Genomic DNA, 19,231 nt, shown 5'->3' on the forward strand with positions numbered 1-19,231 from the left:
CCCGCAACCATCGGTGCGGGCCGTCTGTTTCGCCAGGTGTGTCGCCGTGTCACTTGGTGCCGAACATCCGGTCGCCAGCATCCCCCAGGCCCGGGACAATATACCCCATATCGTTCAGGTGACTGTCGAGAGACGCCGTCACGATCGGCACATCCGGATGAGCCTCCTTCATCCGCGCCACACCCTCGGGGGCGGCCAGAAGACACAGGAAACGGATGTTCGTCGCGCCCGCCTTCTTCAGCAGATCAATCGCCGCCACGGATGAATTGCCTGTCGCCAGCATCGGGTCGACGGCGATCACCAGCCGGTCACCCAGGCCGTCGGGCACCTTGAAATAGTATTGCACCGGTTGCAGGGTTTCTTCGTCCCGGTACAGCCCGACAAAGCCGACCCGCGCCGCGGGCACCAACTCCAGGATGCCATCCAGCAGCCCGTTACCCGCCCGCAGGATCGAGATCAGAGCGAGCTTCTTGCCATCCAGCACAGGCGCATCCATCTCCTCCATCGGGGTCTTGATGCGACGTGTGGTCATTTCCATGTTGCGCGTAATCTCATAGGCCAGCAACTGGCTGATTTCACGCAGCAATTGACGAAATTTCGCGGTCGAGGTCTCTTCCTCGCGCATCAGCGTCAGCTTGTGCTGCACCATCGGGTGCGTGACGACGGTCAGGTGTTCGGTCTCGGGGCTATCGCTCATGCCGGGGTCTCCTCAAGGCGCTTGGCCAGTTTCTCTTTGGTGGCTGCATCGCAGAATGCGGCATCCAATGCGGTGCGGGCGATCTCGGCAAAGACCCCCCTGTCCCAGCCGAAGGCCAGGCGCAATGCCTCGTATTCGCGGGTCATCGTCGTGTGAAAGAAGGGCGGGTCGTCGGTCGAAACGGTTACCTTCACGCCACGTTCGCGCAGCATCTGGATCGGGTGGCGGGTGAAATCGGGATACAGCTTTAGCGCCACGTTCGAACCGGGGCAAACCTCCAGAACCACGCCGGACTCCGCCAGTTGGTCGACCAGGGCCAGATCCTCGATCGCGCGCACGCCATGGCCAATGCGGCTGACACCCAGGTCGCTGATCGCGTCGCGGATCGACTGCGGCCCCCCCCATTCGCCCGCGTGTGCCGTCAGGTGCAGCCCGGCTTCGCGTGCCATGTCAAAGGCATAGCTGAAATCCTTGGGCTTGCCCTTGGCCTCATCCCCCGCGATGCCAAATCCGACGATCCAGTCGCCTGCCGTCTCGGCGGCACAAGCCGCGCTGGCGCGGGCCTTTTCGGGGCCGAAGTGGCGAATGCAGGTGATCACGCCACGCAGCACGATGCCCATGTCGCGTTCAGCCGCATCGGCGGCCTCGCGGATCGCATGCAGATATTCCTTCCACGCCCCAACGTCGCTGCCACCACAAAAATCCGGCGACAGGAAGGTCTCGGAATAGATCACGCCCGACTCTGCCGATTGCTCCAGCACGGCGGTGGTCAGGCGCGCATAATCCTCGGGGGTGTTCAGCACCTCGGTCGCGGCTTCGTAAACCCTCAGGAAATCAACGAAATCACTGTAGGCATAGTGCCCTTGCGCGTCGAAAACCTTGCCGAGGTCGATACGTTTTTCCTGCGCTAGGCGCCTGATGAACGCGGGTGGCGCCGCACCTTCGTGGTGCAGGTGCAGCTCCAGCTTTGGCAGGGTGGCCAGGTCAAAACTCAGATCGACATCACGCTCCCTGGCACGCTCCCTGCCGCGCTCCCTGTCCCGGTCTCTCATATCAGGCTCCTTCCCGGCCCCTGCGCCGCCACGCCCAGATGGCGCGCAACGGTGGCCGCAATATCACTAAACTGGCAGAGGCCAAGTGCCCCTGCCCCGAGCCCGGCAATCAGCACCGGCACACGTTCCCGCGTATGATCGTTGCCGAACCAGCTGGGATCATTTCCATGGTCTGCCGTAAGCAGCAACATGTCGCCCTTTTTCAGGCGTCCGATCACCGTGCCGATCCGCGCGTCGAACCATTCCAACGCGCGGGCATATCCCGAAATATCGCGCCGATGTCCATAGAGGCTGTCGAATTCCACGAAATTGGCAAAGGTGAGAGAGCCTTCCTCGGCCTCCTCAACAAGGCGATCCAGCTGGTCCATCAGCGCGGCGTCGTCGCCCTTGACCACATCGTCGATCCCCTGCATCGAGAAGATGTCACCGATCTTGCCGACCCCGTGCACGCTGCCGCCCGCAGCCTGCACCCAATCGCAAAGCGACGGGCTGGGAAGCGCCATCGCATAGTCGCGCCGGTTGGCCGTCCGGGCAAACGACCCTGCATCGCCCACGAAGGGGCGCGTGATGACACGGCCCACCTTCATTGCGTGCAACATGGGGGAAAGATCCCTGGCCAGCTTTTGCAGGCGGTCATTGCCGAAACTGTCCTCGTGCGCCGCAATCTGGAACACGCTGTCGGCCGAGGTATAGCAGATCGGCCAACCGGTTGCGACATGCTCTGCGCCAAGGCGGGCGATGATCTCGGTCCCGCTGGCGTGGACATTGCCCAGGATGCCTTCTGTGCCTGCCAGGCGGCACACTTCGGCCACCAGATCGTCGGGGAACGCTGGCGTTGTCTCTGGAAAATAATGCCAATCCCAGGGCACGGGCACGCCCGCCAGCTCCCAGTGGCCGGTCGGCGTGTCCTTGCCCGGGCTGGTCTCGCTCGCGGCGCCCCACAGCCCGCCTGGCACGCCCCCCAGGGCAGTTTCCCCCGAGGCGAGTTCGACCGCCGCCCACAGCCCAAGCGCGCAAAGGTTCGGCAGATGCAGCGGGCCGCTGCGCCCCACCTCGGCGCGCCCCTCGGTACAAGCCTGCGCGATATGGGCCAGCGTATTCGCCCCGGCATCGGGACGGTCACCGTTAAAGAAATCCGCCGCGTCCGGCGCACCGCCGATCCCGACGGAATCCATGACCACCAAAAAGGCCCGGCTCATCCGGTGATCCTTTCCAGAATCAGCGAACCCGGCTTCGCCTCTGCCACGTCTCGTATCGTCACCGCAGCCTGAACGGCCGCGACGGCAGCATCCGCACCACCTTCGCGCGCGGCATGAACCCGTGCAATCGCCTGCCCCGCCTCGACCCGCTGGCCAAGACGCAACACATCCGTCAGCCCGACGGCCGGGTCGATCACATCGGCCTCGACCTTGCGCCCGCCCCCCAGGTCAACCACGGCAAGGCCAAGCGCCTCTCCGTCAATCGCCGCGATCACCCCGGAACGGTCTGAAACGACCTCGCGGATCACCGTCGCCTCGGGCAGGAACCGTTGCCAATCATCGGTAAACCGCACAGGCCCGCCCATCAGCGCGACCATGCGCCCGAAATGCTCGGCTGCGCGTCCGCTGGTCAACGCATTTTCCATCGCCTCCGCTCCGGCCTCGATATCGCTCACCAAGCCTCCCTGCAGCAGCAGCCCGGCCCCGAGCGCGATGCTCAGCTCTGCCAGACGCCCCCGTTCCTGTCCGCATAGCACACGCATGGACGCCGCCACCTCCAGCGCATTGCCAAGCGAGGATGCGAGAGGCTGGCTCATATCCGACAAGACGGCCTCGGTCGGACAGCCTGCGGCATTGGCAGTCGACACCAGTGCCCGCGCCAGCGCAGCAGCGTCGTGCTGTGATTTCATGAAGGCACCTGAGCCGCATTTGACGTCCAGCACCAACCCCTCAAGCCCCGCCGCCAGTTTCTTGGAAAGGATCGAGGCGGTAATCAGGTCAAGGCTCTCCACTGTCGCCGTCACATCGCGGATCGCGTACAAACGGCGATCCGCCGGTGCGATATCACCGCTGGCCGACACGATGGCGCAGCCCGCCTGCGTCACCAACTGGCGAAAGGCCCCTTCCGTCACCTGGGTGGACACGCCGGGAATGGCCTCCATCTTGTCCAGGGTGCCGCCGGTATGCCCCAGCCCACGCCCAGAGATCATAGGCACATAGGCGCCACAGGCCGCCAGGGCGGGCGCCAGCACCAGGCTGACGCAATCCCCCACTCCGCCGGTCGAATGCTTGTCCAGTACCGGCCCGGGCAGATCCCAGTTCAGCACCCGCCCGCTGTCGCGCATCGCAAGGGTCAGGGCCACCCGCCCCTCTTCTCCGATGCCCTTCAGCAGCACGGCCATGGCAAAGGCCCCGGCCTGGGCATCCGTTACCGTTCCGTCCGATAGCCCCTGGGCGAACCACGTCAGATCCGCCTTGCCCGGCGCGCGCCCGTCGCGCAGCGCCCCGATAATCCGTCGCGCGTCCATCTCAGGTGTTGGCCATGTGATCCGCCACAAACCGCCCCGGCAGGATCTCGTCCAGCGTCATCTCCAGCGTCTTGCCATCCGTCGTGCACATCGTCACCCGCACCTCGGGCTTGCCGAATTCGACCAGTTTCTGACGGCACCCGCCACAGGGGGGAACCGGCGCGGGACTATCCGCAATCACGTAGACTTCGGTCAATTCCGTCTCTCCCGCCGCCACCATGGCCGCGATCGCCCCTGCCTCGGCACAGGTACCTTCCGGATAGGCGACGTTTTCGACGTTGCAGCCCGAATAGATCACACCAGAGGCCGATCGGATGGCCGCGCCTACCTTGAACTTGGAATAGGGGGCATAGGCATTTTCACGCACGGCGGTGGCGGCTTGCAGCAGGTCCATCTTGTGGGTCCTCATCTTTGGGTCAGTCGGCACTTGGTTCGGCACCGCAGCGCCGACCGTTTCCGGCGCAGTGTTTAAGCCTGCGAACCACTTTGCAAGGGCTAACCCGACACCCCCTTTGCGCTTTGCGCCCCACCCGATCACACGCGCCGCGGGAATGCCTTTCAGAGATCCTTAACCGGCCTTATGAATAGTTGGCGCGGCCATAATATCACACCGCTCGGGGGTTCCCCCTGATGGTAATTTGGTTTAGCGCTAAACTACTTCCAAAGAGGATGAGGCCGCTCATGTCCGACACAGACAAGACCACGCTTCGCGATGCAGCGCTGGCCTATCATGAATTCCCGAAACCCGGTAAACTTGAGGTCCGCGCGACCAAGCCGCTGGCCAATGGTCGCGACCTGAGCCTGGCCTACTCGCCCGGCGTCGCCGAGGCCTGTCTTGAAATCAAGGCCGACCCCTCTGCCGCATCGCGCTATACCGCGCGGGGGAACCTGGTTGCAGTGGTGTCCAATGGCACGGCGGTACTGGGTCTTGGCAATATTGGTGCGCTTGCCTCCAAACCGGTGATGGAGGGCAAGGCCGTCCTCTTCAAGAAGTTCGCCGGCATTGATTGCTTTGACATCGAGCTTGACGAGAGCGACCCAGAAAAGCTGGCTGATATCGTCTGCGCCCTCGGGCCCACCTTCGGTGCGATCAACCTCGAAGACATCAAGGCACCCGATTGTTTCATCGTGGAAAAGATCTGCCGCGAGCGGATGAACATCCCTGTCTTTCATGACGATCAGCACGGCACCGCCATTGTCGTCGGTGCCGCCGCGACAAACGCATTGCGCGTTGCCAACAAGAATTTCGAAGACATCAAGATCGTGTCCACCGGTGGCGGCGCGGCCGGAATCGCCTGTCTGAACATGCTGGTCAAGCTGGGCGTCAAACGCGAGAACATCTGGCTCTGTGATATTCACGGTCTGGTCCACGAGGGTCGCAACGAAGACATGAATCCGCACAAGGCCGCCTTTGCGCAGGCCAGCGACCTGCGCACGCTGGACGAAGTGATTGATGGCGCGGATCTGTTCCTTGGCCTGTCCGGCCCCGGAGTGCTGACGGCTGAACAGGTCGGACGCATGACAAAAAAACAGCCGATCATCTTTGCCCTGGCCAACCCTACACCGGAAATCATGCCGGACCTGGCACGCGCTGTTGCCCCCGATGCGATCATTGCCACCGGACGCAGCGATTTCCCGAACCAGGTTAACAACGTGCTGTGCTTTCCGTTCATCTTTCGCGGTGCGCTCGATGTCGGCGCGACCGAGATCAACGACGAAATGCAGATCGCCTGCATCGAGGGGATCGCCGCCCTCGCCCGCGCCACGACCAGCGCCGAGGCCGCGGCCGCCTATCAGGGCGAACGGTTGACCTTCGGCACCGACTATCTGATCCCCAAACCCTTTGACCCACGCTTGTCAGGTATCGTCTCCTCTGCCGTGGCCAAGGCTGCGATGGAAAGCGGAGTTGCCACGCGTCCGATCGACGACCTTGCCGCGTACAAGGCCAAGCTGAATTCGTCGGTCTTCAAGTCGGCCATGCTGATGCGCCCCGTGTTCGAGGCCGCGCAGACCGCCTCGCGACGCATCGTCTTTGCCGAGGGCGAGGATGAACGCGTGCTGCGCGCGGCACAGGCCATTCTGGAGGAAACCACAGAACAGCCCATCCTGATCGGCCGCCCCGAGGTCATTGAATCCCGATGCAACCGCGCCGGGCTCAAGATCAAGCCAGGTGTCGATTTCCATGTGGTGAACCCGGAAAACGATCCGCGCTATCGCGACTACTGGATGACCTATCACAAGTTGATGGCCCGTCGTGGCGTCACGCCCGAGGTTGCGCGCGCCATCATGCGCACCAACACCACCGCCATCGGCGCGATCATGGTGCACCGCGAAGAGGCCGATAGCCTGATCTGCGGCATGTTCGGCGAATATCGCTGGCACCTGAACTATGTCACGCAGGTTCTGGGCGGCGGCGCACGCCAGCCGACCGGCGCGCTGTCGATGATGATCCTCGAAGACGGTCCGCTCTTCCTGACAGACACGCATATCAACCCCGATCCCACACCTGGGCAGATTGCTGCGGCCGCAATCGGGGCTGCTCGCCACGTCAAGCGGTTCGGCCTGCTGCCCAAGATCGCATTGTGCAGCCGTTCGCAGTTTGGCAATCAGGATACCGAAAGCGCGATGCGTATGCGTCTTGCCATGGAAATCCTCGACTCCGAGCCGCGCGATTTCATGTACGAGGGCGAGATGAATGTCGACACCGCGCTCGACGCCAGACTCCGCGAGGAAGTGTTCCCGGAATCGCGCCTGGAGGGGGCCGCGAATGCGCTGGTCTTCGGCCATGCCGACACCGCCTCGGGCGTGCGCAACATCCTCAAGACCAAGGGGGGCGGACTGGAGGTCGGACCGATCCTGATGGGGATGCGCAATTGTGCCCATATCGTTTCGGCGTCGACCACGGCGCGGGGGCTGCTGAACATGGCTGCCATCGCCGGAACCCCGGTCGCGCATTACGGCTGATCAGACGGGGCGCGACACCGATTTGGTGCAGCGCCCCGCCAAAACCTGTGTTGCAGACATGTCTTTGCAGACTTTGCAAAGTTGCCGCCGGCACAGTCTCTTCTGGAAATAATCGGAAACTTTGCAAAGTTTTGCAGGCCAATTGACGCCTGACAAACAGATTTTTCACCTGTGGATGGCGCTTTAGTCCATTCAATTCTTGCTCTGAGGCCACTCGCTCCCGTACCTCATTAGGAACCCGAGGCAACCATAAGTTGCCAAGGTCAAGGAGGAGGATCTTATGGGTTACAAAGACGTCTATGCCGCCTGGGCAGCGGATCCGGAGGCATTCTGGATGCAGGCTGCCGAAGCCATCGACTGGGACCGCAAGCCAACCAGGGCGCTGTTCGACGACAATGCGCCCCTTTACGAGTGGTATTCGGACGGGATGGTCAACGCCTGCTGGAACGCAGTCGACCGTCATGTCGAAAATGGCCGCGGCGAACAGACAGCGATCATCTACGACAGCCCGATCACGCATACAAAACACGAAATTTCGTTCGTCGAGCTGCGCAACCGTGTGGCCACGCTCGCCGGTGCTCTGCGCGCCAAGGGTGTCGAAAAAGGTGACCGCGTGATCATCTACATGCCGATGATCCCCGAAGCGATCGAGGCAATGCTGGCCTGCGCGCGCATCGGTGCGGTCCATTCGGTGGTCTTTGGGGGCTTTGCCGCAAACGAACTGGCCGTGCGGATCGACGACTGCCAGCCCAAGGCAATCATCGCCGCGTCCTGCGGGTTGGAGCCGGGGCGAACGGTGCATTACAAACCCCTGCTGGACGGCGCAATCGATCTGGCCGAGCACACACCCGATTTCTGCGTCATTTACCAACGCGAACAAGAGGTTGCCCAGCTTACCCCGGGCCGGGATGTGAACTGGCACGGATTTCAGTATGGCATTCAACCGGCGGATTGCCTGCCCGTCGAGGGAAACCACCCCGCCTACATCCTCTATACGTCCGGTACGACAGGGCAACCAAAGGGCGTGGTTCGTGCCACCGCCGGTCATCTGGTCGCGTTGGAATGGTCAATGCAGAATGTCTACGACGTGGATCCGGGAGACGTCTTTTGGGCCGCGTCGGATGTCGGCTGGGTCGTCGGTCACAGCTACATCTGCTATGGTCCCCTCGTACACGGGAACACCACCATCGTGTTCGAGGGCAAGCCCATTGGCACCCCGGACGCCGGCACGTTCTGGCGGGTGATTTCCGAGCATAAGGTCAAAAGCTTTTTCACGGCACCAACCGCTTTTCGTGCGGTCAAACGCGAAGACCTCGAGGGCACCCATGTCGGCAGGTACGATCTGAGCTGCCTCAAGAATGTCTTCCTTGCCGGGGAACGCGCCGATCCCGACACGCTGATCTGGGCACAGGAAAAACTCGGCAAACCGGTGATCGACCACTGGTGGCAAACCGAAACCGGCTGGCCTGTCGCCGCCAACCCGATGGGTATCGAGGCACTGCCGATCAAGCTCGGCTCGCCATCTGTCCCGATGCCCGGATATGATATTCAGGTGCTGGACGACGCCGGCCAGCCGGTGCCTGCGGGCGAACTTGGTGCGATCGCCATCAAGCTGCCCCTGCCCCCTGGCACGCTGCCGACACTCTGGCAGGCAGAGGGCCGGTTCCGCACCAGCTATCTGACGCATTTTCCCGGCTACTATGAAACCGGCGATGCAGGGATGATTGATGAAGATGGCTATGTCTACATCATGGCGCGCACCGACGACGTGATCAACGTTGCCGGGCATCGCCTGTCGACCGGCGCGATGGAGGAGATCCTGGCAAGCCACCCCGACGTGGCCGAAACGGCCGTCATTGGGGTCGCCGATCCACTGAAGGGTCAGTTGCCTGTCGGATTTGTGTGCCTGTCCAAGGGGGTGAACCGCCCGCATGCAGAGATCGCGCGGGAATGCGTCGAAATGGTGCGTGACAGGATCGGGCCGGTCGCCGCCTTCAAGCTGGCCGTGGTCGTCGATCGCCTGCCCAAGACACGATCGGGCAAGATCCTGCGCGCCACCATGGTCAAGATCGCGGATGCGCAGGACTTCAAGTTGCCAGCCACCATCGACGACCCAGCAGTGCTGGATGAAATTCGCACGGCCCTGCAAGGCATCGGGTATGCCAGACAGGCCCATCCCGCCTGAGCCCGTCACGCAAAAAGGGCGGCCTTTCCGGGCCGCCCTTTCTCAACAATGCGATCAGTATCAGTACTTTGCGACGAATTCGTCAACCTGACGCTCGGCTTCGTCTTTTTCGATGCCGTAGCGCTCCTGGATCTTGCCGACAAGCTGTTCACGCTTGCCCGCGACGACATCCACGTCGTCATTCGTCAGCTTGCCCCAGTTTTCCTGAGCAGTGCCTTTGAATTGTTTCCAGTTACCTTCAATGCGATCCCAGTTCATGAGTTTATCCTCCATCTGAGCTACCGGATGTCCATGCATCCGTCAGAGAGAAAACGTGACAACCCGCTTCGGGGTTCCGAAAGGCAGCGTGTCGCAGGCGGTCTTTTGCCGAGCATCGCGCACCCGCAGCAGCCCTGTTCCGGGCACCCGGAGCGTCAGACAAATTGCTCCTGGATCAGGCGTTCTTCCAACCCGTGACCGGGATCGAAAAGGATGTTGTGACGCACGTCGGAGGCCGAGCTGACCTCAACCGAAAGGACATTTGTCACCGATCTGCGGCTGTCGGCGTCTGCCATCACCGGGCGCTTTTCCGGCTCCAGCACGTCAAAGCGGATCACGGCAGTCTTGCGCAACAGAGCCCCGCGCCACCGCCTTGGCCGGAACGGCGCAATCGCCGTCAGCGCCAGCACGTCGGACCCGATCGGCAGGATCGGCCCATGCGCCGAATAATTGTACGCGGTCGAGCCTGCGGGCGTCGCGATCAGGGCACCGTCGCAAACCAGATCATCCAGTCGCACGCGCCCGTCGACCGTGATGCGCAACTTGGCCGCCTGCGGCCCGGCGCGCAACAGCGACACCTCGTTGATCGCCAACGCGGTCTGCACCTTGCCGTCCGCCCGGGTGGCACGCATCTCAAGCGGATTGATCACCTCTTCCTCGGCGGCGGTCAGACGCTCGATCAGATCCTCCTCGGAATAGTCGTTCATCAGAAAACCGACGGTGCCGCGGTTCATCCCGTAAACCGGTGCGCGCAGGTTCGTGGTGCGGTGCAGCGTCGCCAACATGAATCCGTCGCCCCCGAGGGCGACGATCACGTCCGCTTCGCTTTCGGGAACCGACCCGAACCGTGCTGTCAGGCTTTTACGTGCCGCCTGCGCCGAAGGGCCGCGACTGGCGGTAAAAGCAAGCTTGATGCTCATCGGGTGGCTGCCTCGCTTGCGAACCCTGAAACCAAAGGCCCGGAGCGCGTCGCGCGTTTCCGAAAGCCGTCATTCGGTTCCGAAACAACCACAACTCGGGGAAAGGTGCCAGCCCTGCCGCTTTTCATATTGATCATGACGATTTGGACACTTCCTCAGGGGGCACTGTCATTGTAGGTACCCGCTCAACAGCAGTTGATGGAGTTACCCCATGACCGATACCGGCTTTTTCACAGACACCCTCGAAGCCCGCGATCCGGAAATTTTTGGCGCCATCCGCAAGGAGCTTGGCCGTCAGCGTGACGAGATCGAACTGATTGCCTCCGAAAACATCGTCAGCCGCGCCGTGATGGAGGCGCAAGGCTCTGTCATGACGAACAAATATGCCGAAGGTTACCCGGGCCGTCGCTATTACGGCGGCTGCCAGTTCGTCGACATTGCCGAGGATCTGGCGATCGAGCGTGCCAAGCAGCTGTTCGGCTGCGGCTTTGTCAACGTGCAGCCGAATTCGGGTAGCCAGGCCAACCAGGGTGTCTTTACCGCCCTGCTGCAACCCGGCGACACCATCCTGGGCATGAGCCTGGATGCGGGTGGCCACCTGACCCACGGTGCCAAACCGAACCAGTCGGGCAAGTGGTTCAACGCCATCCAGTACGGGGTGCGCAAGCAGGACAGCCTGATCGACTATGATCAGGTTCAGGAACTGGCGACCGAGCACAAACCCAAGATGATCATCGCTGGCGGCTCGGCCATTCCCCGTCAGGTGGATTTCGCGAAAATGCGCCAGATTGCAGACAGTGTTGGTGCCTACCTGATGGTCGACATGGCGCACTTTGCCGGTCTGGTCGCGGCGGGCGAGCACCCCAGCCCCTTTCCCCATGCCGATGTCGTCACCACCACCACCCACAAGACGCTGCGTGGTCCCCGTGGCGGGATGATCCTGACGAATGACGAAGCGATCGCGAAAAAGGTCAACTCGGCCATTTTCCCCGGTATCCAGGGCGGCCCGCTGATGCACGTCATCGCCGGCAAGGCCGTTGCCTTTGGCGAGGCGCTGCGCCCCGAGTTCAAGACCTATCAAAAGCAGGTCCGCGCCAATGCCGTCGCACTGGCTGATCAGCTGATGAAGGGCGGGCTCGATATCGTCACCGGCGGCACCGACACCCACGTCATGCTGGTTGACCTGCGCCCCAAGGGCGTCAAGGGCAACGAGACTGAAAAGGCGCTGGAGCGGGCGCATATCACCTGCAACAAGAACGGCATTCCGTTTGACCCGGAAAAACCGACCGTGACCTCGGGCGTGCGCCTCGGCACCCCCGCCGGGACGACGCGCGGGTTTGGCGAGGACGAATTCCGCCAGATTGCGGATTGGATCGTCGAGGTCGTCGATGGTCTGGCCGCCAATGGCGCCGATGCCAACGGTGACGTCGAGGCCAAGGTGGCAGGCGAAGTTGCGGCGCTCTGCGCGCGCTTTCCGCTCTATCCCGAACTCTGAAACGGCGGCTCTTGCCTCTCTCTCGCATGGGCGCTACGCAAGCGCCCATGCGCATCGTCAGAGACCATCAATTCGTCACGGACCGCGACCGCGGCGCCGTCGCTGCCATCGGAAACTTCGATGGCGTGCACCTGGGCCACCGCTCCGTGATCGACCTCGCCCGGGCCGAGGCAACCCGCATGGGTGCCCCCCTTGGTGTCGTCACGTTCGAGCCGCATCCGCGACAGTTGTTTGCCCCCGACTCGCCCGACTTCCGGCTGACCAATTCGACGGCGCGCGCGCATCGGCTGGAAAAGCTGGGCGTTGACGTGCTGTATGAGCTGAACTTTACCCCCTCTCTCGCCAATCTCACGCCCGAAGCCTTTGCCGATGGGGTGCTGCGCGCAGGGCTGGGCCTGCGAAAGATCGTCGTCGGGGCCGACTTTCATTTCGGCAAGGGCCGCGAGGGCGACGTCGAGGATCTGATCGCCTTTGGCAAGACCTTCGGCTTTGACGTGCAGGTCGTGCCGTTGCTGGAAAACGAATCCGAGGAGGTTTCCTCGACAGCGATCCGCGCCGCCCTGGCAGAAGGACGCCCACGTGATGCCGCCGCCATGCTTGGCCACTGGCATCGGATCGAAGGAACGGTCATTCGGGGCGATCAGCGTGGTCGTGACCTTGGCTATCCGACGGCGAACATGTCACTGCGCGGGCTGCACAAGCCCTGCTACGGTGTCTATGCGGTGCTGGTCGACGTGCTGACGGGGCCGAACAAGGGCAGCTACAAGGGGGCAGCCTCGCTTGGGATGCGCCCTATGTTCGATGGCAAGGTGCCCAACCTGGAAACCTTCCTGTTCGATTTCCGTGGCGATCTTTATGGCAGCGAGCTGTCGGTGGCACTGGTCGACTACCTGCGGCCTGAAATGAAATTCGACGGTCTGGAAGGGTTGATTGCCCAGATGGATGCCGATTGCACCCGCGCACGGCAGATCCTGGAGCCCTTATGAGCAACCCTCGCACGCCTTCGCCCCGCACGGACCCGATCGATCGCAGCGGCCTGCGCCCGCGGTTCTGGGAAAATGTGTCGCTGAACCGCATGACCCAGAAGGAATGGGAAGCACTGTGCGACGGTTGCGGCAAGTGCTGCCTGAACAAGCTGGAAGACGAAGAGACCGGCGAGGTCGCCCTGACCCGCGTCGCCTGCCGCCTGCTGGACGGGCATTCGTGCCTGTGTTCGCAATATCCGATACGGCACCAGTTCGTGCCTGAATGCATCTCGCTCTCGGCCAAGAACCTTGAGAGCCACCTCTACTGGATGCCGGAGACCTGTGCCTATCGCCTGCTGCACGAGGGGCGCCCGCTGTTTCACTGGCATCCGCTGATTTCCGGCGATCCCGACAGCGTGCATGCGGCAGGTGTCTCCGCGCAGGACATCACGGTGCCGGAGTTCGAAATCGACGAGGAGGACTGGGAGGACTACATCATCGAGGAACCGACCTAATGTTTTTTGCCTCCGACAACGCCGGACCGGCCCACCCCTCCATCGCCGAGGCGCTGGTACACGCAAACACCGGCTACCAGATGCCCTATGGCAAAGACACGATCATGGATCAGGTCCGCGACCGTCTGCGCACGATTTTCGAGGCCCCCGAGGCTGCGATATATCTGGTGGCGACCGGCACCGCCGCAAATTCCCTTTCACTCGCAACCTATTGCCAACCCTGGCAAACCGTCTTTTGCAGCCCCGTGGCGCATATCAATGAGGACGAGTGCAATTCCCCCGAATTCTACATGGGTGGCGCCAAGCTGACCCTGGTGGGGGACAGTGACAAGATGACGCCGGCGGCGCTGCGCGCGGCCATGGGGCACGACGCCCGCATCGCCGTGCACTCTGCCCAGCCTGGTCCGTTATCGATCACGCAGGCCACGGAAAAAGGGCGCATCTATACCTGTGACGAAATCGCCGCGCTGTCGGCCATTGCCGCCGATCTGGGCCAGCCGACGCATCTGGATGGCGCGCGCTTTGCCAATGCGCTGGTGGCGCTCGGCTGCACCCCGGCAGAGATGACCTGGAAGGCGGGTGTCGATGTGGTCAGCTTTGGTGGCACAAAGAATGGCTGCGTCGGCGTTGAGGCAGTGATTTTCTTTGACCCGGCAAAGGCTTGGGAATTCGAGCTGCGCCGCAAGCGGGGCGCGCACCTGTTTTCCAAGCACCGCTACCTGTCGGCACAGATGCTGGCCTACCTCGAAGGTGGCCTCTGGCTCGACCTGGCGAAACGGTCGAACGCGCGCATGGCCCTTCTGGCGGACGGGTTGCGCAAGATTCCCGGGACCAGCTTTCTGCACGACCCCCAGGCGAATATCGTCTTTGCCAACCTGCCCCGTGCTGCCCACAAGCGCCTCATGCAGGCCGGTGCGCGGTATTACCTGACATCCGGTGACCTGGACGGGGCGGATGAAGACGAACTGCTGACCGCCCGTCTGGTCTGCGACTGGTCCCTGCCCGAGGCCGAGATAACGCGGTTTCTGGAAATCGCCGCCGGATAGCGCCGGCCCCAATCCGCAGCCACCGGGAAAAGCAGCCGCGCTTTTCCCGGTGGCGCATCTCTCTAGCCGCGCAGCATTCCCAGAGGCTTAGCTTTCCAGGCCGTCAGGCGTCCTGCATCATGAAGGAACGCACGGCATCACCGACGGCCCCGGCGTGGGTGACAGGGCCCATGTGGGCGGCCCCGGCGATCACCACACGTTCGGCTGCGGGCATCTGGGTCTGCAAGGCGTCGTTGATCCGCGCGGCATAGATGGGACTGTCCGCCCCCTCCATCAAGAGAACCGGACATGTCAGGGCCGATAGCCGCCCCCGCGACAGCATCCCGGCCGGATCGCCATAGTTGGTTTCCCGGATGGCATCGATCAACGGAATGCGCGCAGCAAAGCCTTCGCGTTGAGATTGAGGCAGGCGATCCCATTCACGGCCGTCGCCCCAGAGCCTCATGAAGGCGCGGGCGGCGCCTTCGTTGTCGCCTGCCGCCATCGCATCGGCAAAGGGGGCCATGTCGCGATCGTGCTGCGCCTTCAGTTCGGGGAAGGCCCGAAAACCGGCGGTAAAGAACACCGGTTCGTAGAGCGAGAGCGAGCGGACCAGTCCGGGCTGTTCCACCGCCAGACGCAACGCGGCGGTGGCACCGAAGGAATGCCCCAGAATATCAACCGGACCGCCGCCCCAATTGCGGATCAGGCCCGAAGCCATCTCAACACTCTGTTCCTGATACGAAACATCGGGATGCCAGGCACCGCTTTTGCCATGCCCGGGCAGGTCGAAGGCGCGGCTTTCCACCTTGGGCAACAGGCGGGTCGCCACCCCACGCCATGCCCCCGAATGGGCCAGCGAACAGTGGATCATCAACAGGCGGCGGTCTGCGCCAGCCTCCTCTCCCCATGCCTGCCAGGCCGTTTCGTGACCGCCGAAGATCGAGTGCAACATCACAGTTTACCGTCGAGAAACGCCTCGAGGTCGGACAGGCGGTCATGTCCCCAGAACCGCTCCGTTCCGTCGACGACATAGAACGGTGCGCCGAAGACCCCGGCGTTCAGCGCCTCTTCGGTGTTGCGGGCAAAGGTTTCGGCCCCGCTGAGAAGGCCGCTGTTGGCCAGTTCGGGGTCGAACCCGGCGCGCGACAGGCAATCGCGGATCACCTCGTCATCGGCGACATTGCGATCCTCGCGCCAGCAGGCGGCCAGGAAAAGCCGGCTGAGCAGGCCGACGTCCCCGCCCCCGGCCGCCTGCGCGGCGATGATTGCATAGCAGGATGGCGCAGGGTTGGTGGGGAAAAACGCCGGATGCAAGGTCAGTTGCAAACCGGATTTCACCATGGCGCGGCGCAGCTCTTGCAGGCGGTATTCCTGACGGGCGATCGGCCGTTCCGACAGCGCGAGGCCCCCGGTGCGGTTGAAAATCGTCGTGAGATCAACGGGTTTGTAGGAAATCGTGGCCCCATGCCGTGCTGCCACCTGTTCCAGCCGGTCACCGGCAAGATAGGTGAAGGGAGAGATGGTGGTGAAGTAGTAGTCGATATGCTTGGTCATTTTCCCAGCCTTCCGGACGCAGGTTGTTTGGCAAGACCGTAACGGGGTGCTAAGCGGGGTTCAACGTCACGAATCTGTCATCGCGCCGCCCTCCGGAGACCAGTCCATGCCTAATATCATCGAGCCCAAGTTGATTGCGGGCAACTCAAATATGCCATTGGCCACATCCATTGCGCGGCGGATGTCGATGCACCGCGGGATGAGCGTGGACCTGGTCAAGGCCCGGGTCGAGCGGTTCAACGACGGCGAGATCTTCGTCGAAGTGTTTGAAAACGTGCGCGGCGAGGACATGTTCATCATCCAGAGCACCTCGAACCCGGCCAACGACAACCTGATGGAATTGCTGATCATGACCGACGCGCTGCGCCGGTCGTCGGCGGCGCGCATCACCGCCGTGATCCCCTATTTCGGCTATGCCCGTCAGGATCGCCGCACCAAGGCGCGCACCCCCATCACCGCCAAGCTGGTGGCCAACATGCTGGTCGAGGCGGGGGTCGAGCGCGTGCTGACGCTGGACCTGCATGCTGCTCAGATTCAAGGGTTTTTCGACATTCCCGTCGACAACCTCTATGCCAGCCCGATCTTTGCGCTGGATATCATGGAGCAGTTCAAGGACCGCTTGCAGGATGTCATGGTCGTGTCGCCCGACGTCGGCGGCGTGGCCCGCGCCCGAGAGCTGGCCAAGCGGATCAACGTCCCGCTGAGCATCGTCGACAAGCGGCGGGAAAAGCCCGGCGAGATTGCCGAGATGACCGTCATCGGCGAGGTGAAGGACAAGATCTGCATCATCGTCGATGACATCTGCGACACCGCGGGCACGCTGTGCAAGGCCGCGGAATTGCTGATGGATTACGGCGCAACCGAGGTGCATTCCTATATCTCGCACGGGGTTCTGTCGGGTCCGGCGGTCGAGCGGATCTCAAACTCGGTCATGAAGAACCTGGTGATCACGGATTCCATCGCCGCCACCGATCCGGTGAAGGCCTGCGACAAGATCCGCATCCTGCCGACCGCGCCGATGTTCGCCCAGGCAATCCTGAACATCTGGAACGGCACCTCGGTCAGTTCGCTGTTCGAGACCGGGACGCTGGAGCCGATCTACGAAGGGTATTTCCGCGGCTGAGCCGGAGCCGATTTCAGAGCGTTTCGAGGGCGCGGGGACCGGAATGTCGGTACCCGCGCCCTTTTGCCATCCAAGTCATTGATATCGCTGTTTTCGAACGTCGGTATCTGAACGGTATCAAGGCGGTTTGCGAACGGTTCTTCGCGGCGGAGATGTGACGGCACCGATCGGGCGGTGCGTGGGTCTGCACGGGCGGCAAGAGGGGCTCCGCCCCCGGCGCAAGCGCCTTCCCCCGGGGTATTTCCGGCCAGATGAGCGAGCCTGCGGGCGGCGGGATGGCTTGGGGGCGCGCCGGGTTTGCGAAACGGGTCGGCGGGGAGAGCCGAGATTGGGCTGAAGCGTCAGCGGCGGGCGGCGAAGAAATCGCGCAGCAGGGTTTCCGCCTCACGCGCGGCAATGCCGTCGTAGACGTCGGGCACATGATGGCACTGGGGATGCGAGAAGATCCGCGGCCCCTGGGCGATGCCGCCCGACTTTGGATCCGCAGCGCCGTAGCAGAGCCGTGCGATGCGGGCGGCGGAGATGACCGCGGCGCAGGCCGGACAAGGTTCGAGCGTGACGTAGAGCACGTGCCCGGTCAGGCGTTCGCTGTGCCGCGCGGCGCAGGCGGCGCGGATCACCAGCACCTCGGCATGGGCCGTCGGATCGCTGAGTTCGCGTGTGCGGTTGCCGTCGCGCGCGACGATGCGCCCGGCGGGATCGAGCAGCACCGCGCCGACCGGCACCTCGCCCCGGGCGGCGGCGGCGCGGGCCTCGTCCAGCGCGATCTGCATATGGGAGGTGAATGTCATGCCCCTTGGTGCCGTGTTGACCCCGCGCTTGCAAGATGATCCTTCCTTGACGGCGTGATCCGCGCTAGAGCCGGGTCATGACACGCAAGCCCACGCCCCGCCCCGACCGCCCCGCCGCCTCTGCCGATCCCCGCGCCCCGGGGCAGGCTGACGCCTTGCCGCCCGATACCGGCGCGGAGGGCGTGCCGGAGAGATCCGCCGGAAGGACGGCCGGGGCGACTCTCGGGACCGGGGCCTCTGCCGGAACAGGTGCCGACGCCGCCGGGCGGCCCGGTGACCGCATCGCCAAGGTGCTGTCACGCGCCGGTGTCGCCAGTCGGCGCGACGCGGAGAAGATGATCGCCGAGGGCCGTGTCGCGGTGAACGGCAAGGTGATCGACAGCCCCGCCCTGAACATCACCGGGGGCGCCCGCATCACGGTTGACGGCCGCCCCATTGCCGCGGCCGAACCGGCGCGGTTGTGGCTGTATCACAAGCCCACCGGGCTGGTGACCACGACAAAGGACGAACAGGGCCGAGCGACGATTTTCGACACCCTGCCCGAGGACATGCCACGGGTTCTGTCGGTCGGGCGGCTTGACCTGAATTCGGAAGGGTTGCTGTTGCTGACCAACGACGGCGGCATCAAGCGCCAGCTGGAGCTGCCCTCGACCGGCTGGTTGCGGCGCTATCGGGTGCGGGTCAAGGGCGCGCCGACGGACGAGATGCTGGCACCCCTGCGCGAGGGCATCGTGGTGGACCGCGAGGAATTCCAGCCGATGATCGTGTCGGTGGATCGCCAGCAGGGGGCGAATGCCTGGCTGACGGTGGCGCTGCGCGAGGGCAAGAACCGCGAGATCCGCCGGGCCATGGAAAACATCGGCCTGGTGGTGAACCGGCTGATCCGGGTCAGCTATGGCCCCTTTCAGCTGGGCACCCTGAAGGCGGGGGCCGTGGAAGAGGTCAAGCGCCGGGTGATGCGCGACCAGCTGGGGCTGGAGCCGGAGGAAGAGGACACCACCCCTGCCCCGCGCAAGCGGCTGGTGCGCAAGAGCAAGCCGTCCGGCGTCGGGTCGGACATCACGGAAGAGACCTTTGGCGGGCGTGGCCGCACCGGCGGCCGGGGCGGGCCGAAGGCTGCGGGTGGCGCGGCGGGCAAGCCAGGTGCGCGGTCGCCGGGCAAGCCCGGTGCGCGGTCG

General features: G+C 63.5%; 18 protein-coding genes. 8 read left to right on the plus strand and 10 right to left on the minus strand.

What is annotated here, in order from left to right; all coding sequences use genetic code 11:
• Nucleotides 1-49: 49 nt before the first annotated feature.
• Genes upp through DL237_RS11135 form a run of 5 tightly spaced genes read right to left on the minus strand, consistent with a single transcriptional unit; the run spans nucleotide 50 to nucleotide 4,649 of the window.
• On the minus strand, nucleotides 50-697 hold the full coding sequence (upp, locus tag DL237_RS11115; protein ID WP_119399131.1) for a uracil phosphoribosyltransferase: 648 nt from the start codon (nucleotides 695-697) through the stop codon (nucleotides 50-52).
• Nucleotides 694-1,749 carry an adenosine deaminase gene (locus DL237_RS11120; protein WP_119399132.1) on the minus strand — a complete coding sequence of 352 codons (1,056 nt, stop codon included), beginning with the start codon at nucleotides 1,747-1,749 and terminating at the stop codon, nucleotides 694-696. Before DL237_RS11120 ends, upp begins: the two co-directional genes overlap by 4 nt.
• Complete coding sequence (locus tag DL237_RS11125; RefSeq protein WP_119399133.1) at nucleotides 1,746-2,948, minus strand: phosphopentomutase; 1,203 nt, start codon at nucleotides 2,946-2,948, stop codon at nucleotides 1,746-1,748. The genes DL237_RS11120 and DL237_RS11125 overlap by 4 nt, the downstream gene beginning before the upstream one ends.
• Entirely contained in the window at nucleotides 2,945-4,255 is a 1,311-nt protein-coding gene (locus tag DL237_RS11130) for a thymidine phosphorylase (RefSeq protein WP_119399134.1), read from the minus strand. Before DL237_RS11130 ends, DL237_RS11125 begins: the two co-directional genes overlap by 4 nt.
• Nucleotide 4,256: 1 nt before the next feature.
• On the minus strand, nucleotides 4,257-4,649 hold the full coding sequence (locus tag DL237_RS11135) for a cytidine deaminase (RefSeq protein WP_158585623.1): 393 nt from the start codon (nucleotides 4,647-4,649) through the stop codon (nucleotides 4,257-4,259).
• A gap of 287 nt (nucleotides 4,650-4,936) precedes the next feature.
• On the opposite strand from DL237_RS11135, the gene DL237_RS11140 reads away from it, so the two are divergent.
• Together DL237_RS11140 and DL237_RS11145 are read left to right on the plus strand one after the other, a co-directional pair.
• The gene (locus DL237_RS11140; protein WP_119399136.1) at nucleotides 4,937-7,219 is read left to right on the plus strand and encodes an NADP-dependent malic enzyme; all 2,283 of its coding nucleotides are present in this window, start codon (nucleotides 4,937-4,939) and stop codon (nucleotides 7,217-7,219) included.
• Nucleotides 7,220-7,499: 280 nt separating this feature from the next.
• A complete protein-coding gene (locus DL237_RS11145) occupies nucleotides 7,500-9,404 on the plus strand; it encodes a propionyl-CoA synthetase (protein WP_119399137.1) in 1,905 nt (634 codons plus the stop codon).
• Between the two features lie 60 nt (nucleotides 9,405-9,464).
• Here DL237_RS11145 and DL237_RS11150 read toward each other — a convergent pair whose 3' ends face one another.
• Both DL237_RS11150 and DL237_RS11155 read right to left on the minus strand, forming a co-directional pair.
• Entirely contained in the window at nucleotides 9,465-9,662 is a 198-nt protein-coding gene (locus DL237_RS11150; RefSeq protein ID WP_119399138.1) for a CsbD family protein, read from the minus strand.
• 155 nt (nucleotides 9,663-9,817) lie between these two features.
• The gene (locus DL237_RS11155; protein WP_119399139.1) at nucleotides 9,818-10,582 is read right to left on the minus strand and encodes an NAD kinase; all 765 of its coding nucleotides are present in this window, start codon (nucleotides 10,580-10,582) and stop codon (nucleotides 9,818-9,820) included.
• A 211-nt stretch (nucleotides 10,583-10,793) separates the two neighbouring features.
• On the opposite strand from DL237_RS11155, the gene glyA reads away from it, so the two are divergent.
• Genes glyA through DL237_RS11175 form a run of 4 tightly spaced genes read left to right on the plus strand, consistent with a single transcriptional unit; the run spans nucleotide 10,794 to nucleotide 14,603 of the window.
• Nucleotides 10,794-12,077, plus strand: a complete 1,284-nt coding sequence (gene glyA / locus DL237_RS11160) for a serine hydroxymethyltransferase (protein ID WP_119399140.1) — start codon at nucleotides 10,794-10,796, stop codon at nucleotides 12,075-12,077.
• A 47-nt stretch (nucleotides 12,078-12,124) separates the two neighbouring features.
• Nucleotides 12,125-13,063, plus strand: a complete 939-nt coding sequence (locus DL237_RS11165) for a bifunctional riboflavin kinase/FAD synthetase (protein WP_119399141.1) — start codon at nucleotides 12,125-12,127, stop codon at nucleotides 13,061-13,063.
• A complete protein-coding gene (locus tag DL237_RS11170; protein ID WP_119399142.1) occupies nucleotides 13,060-13,557 on the plus strand; it encodes a YcgN family cysteine cluster protein in 498 nt (165 codons plus the stop codon). The genes DL237_RS11165 and DL237_RS11170 overlap by 4 nt, the downstream gene beginning before the upstream one ends.
• Entirely contained in the window at nucleotides 13,557-14,603 is a 1,047-nt protein-coding gene (locus tag DL237_RS11175; protein WP_119399143.1) for a threonine aldolase family protein, read from the plus strand. The genes DL237_RS11170 and DL237_RS11175 overlap by 1 nt, the downstream gene beginning before the upstream one ends.
• A gap of 103 nt (nucleotides 14,604-14,706) precedes the next feature.
• On the opposite strand, the gene DL237_RS11180 is transcribed toward DL237_RS11175, so the two are convergent.
• Together DL237_RS11180 and DL237_RS11185 are read right to left on the minus strand one after the other, a co-directional pair.
• Nucleotides 14,707-15,537 (minus strand): alpha/beta fold hydrolase, encoded by an 831-nt coding sequence (locus tag DL237_RS11180; protein WP_233544956.1) that lies wholly within the window; start codon nucleotides 15,535-15,537, stop codon nucleotides 14,707-14,709.
• Nucleotides 15,537-16,139, minus strand: coding sequence for a 2-hydroxychromene-2-carboxylate isomerase (locus tag DL237_RS11185; RefSeq protein ID WP_119399144.1), 603 nt, complete (start codon nucleotides 16,137-16,139; stop codon nucleotides 15,537-15,539). The genes DL237_RS11180 and DL237_RS11185 overlap by 1 nt, the downstream gene beginning before the upstream one ends.
• Before the next feature lie 106 nt (nucleotides 16,140-16,245).
• Between DL237_RS11185 and DL237_RS11190 the strand changes: the two genes are divergently transcribed.
• Nucleotides 16,246-17,262 (plus strand): ribose-phosphate pyrophosphokinase, encoded by a 1,017-nt coding sequence (locus DL237_RS11190; RefSeq protein WP_119399145.1) that lies wholly within the window; start codon nucleotides 16,246-16,248, stop codon nucleotides 17,260-17,262.
• A gap of 341 nt (nucleotides 17,263-17,603) precedes the next feature.
• Here the strand turns inward: DL237_RS11190 and DL237_RS11195 are convergent, their stop codons facing one another.
• Nucleotides 17,604-18,053: a nucleoside deaminase gene (locus tag DL237_RS11195; protein WP_119399146.1), complete on the minus strand. Its 450-nt coding sequence runs from the start codon at nucleotides 18,051-18,053 to the stop codon at nucleotides 17,604-17,606.
• Between the two features lie 77 nt (nucleotides 18,054-18,130).
• On the opposite strand from DL237_RS11195, the gene DL237_RS11200 reads away from it, so the two are divergent.
• On the plus strand, nucleotides 18,131-19,231 hold a 1,101-nt coding region (locus DL237_RS11200; RefSeq protein WP_233544957.1), incomplete at its 3' end, for a pseudouridine synthase.

The organism is Pseudooceanicola sediminis (genome assembly GCF_003575965.1).
GTDB lineage: Bacteria > Pseudomonadota > Alphaproteobacteria > Rhodobacterales > Rhodobacteraceae > Pseudooceanicola > Pseudooceanicola sediminis.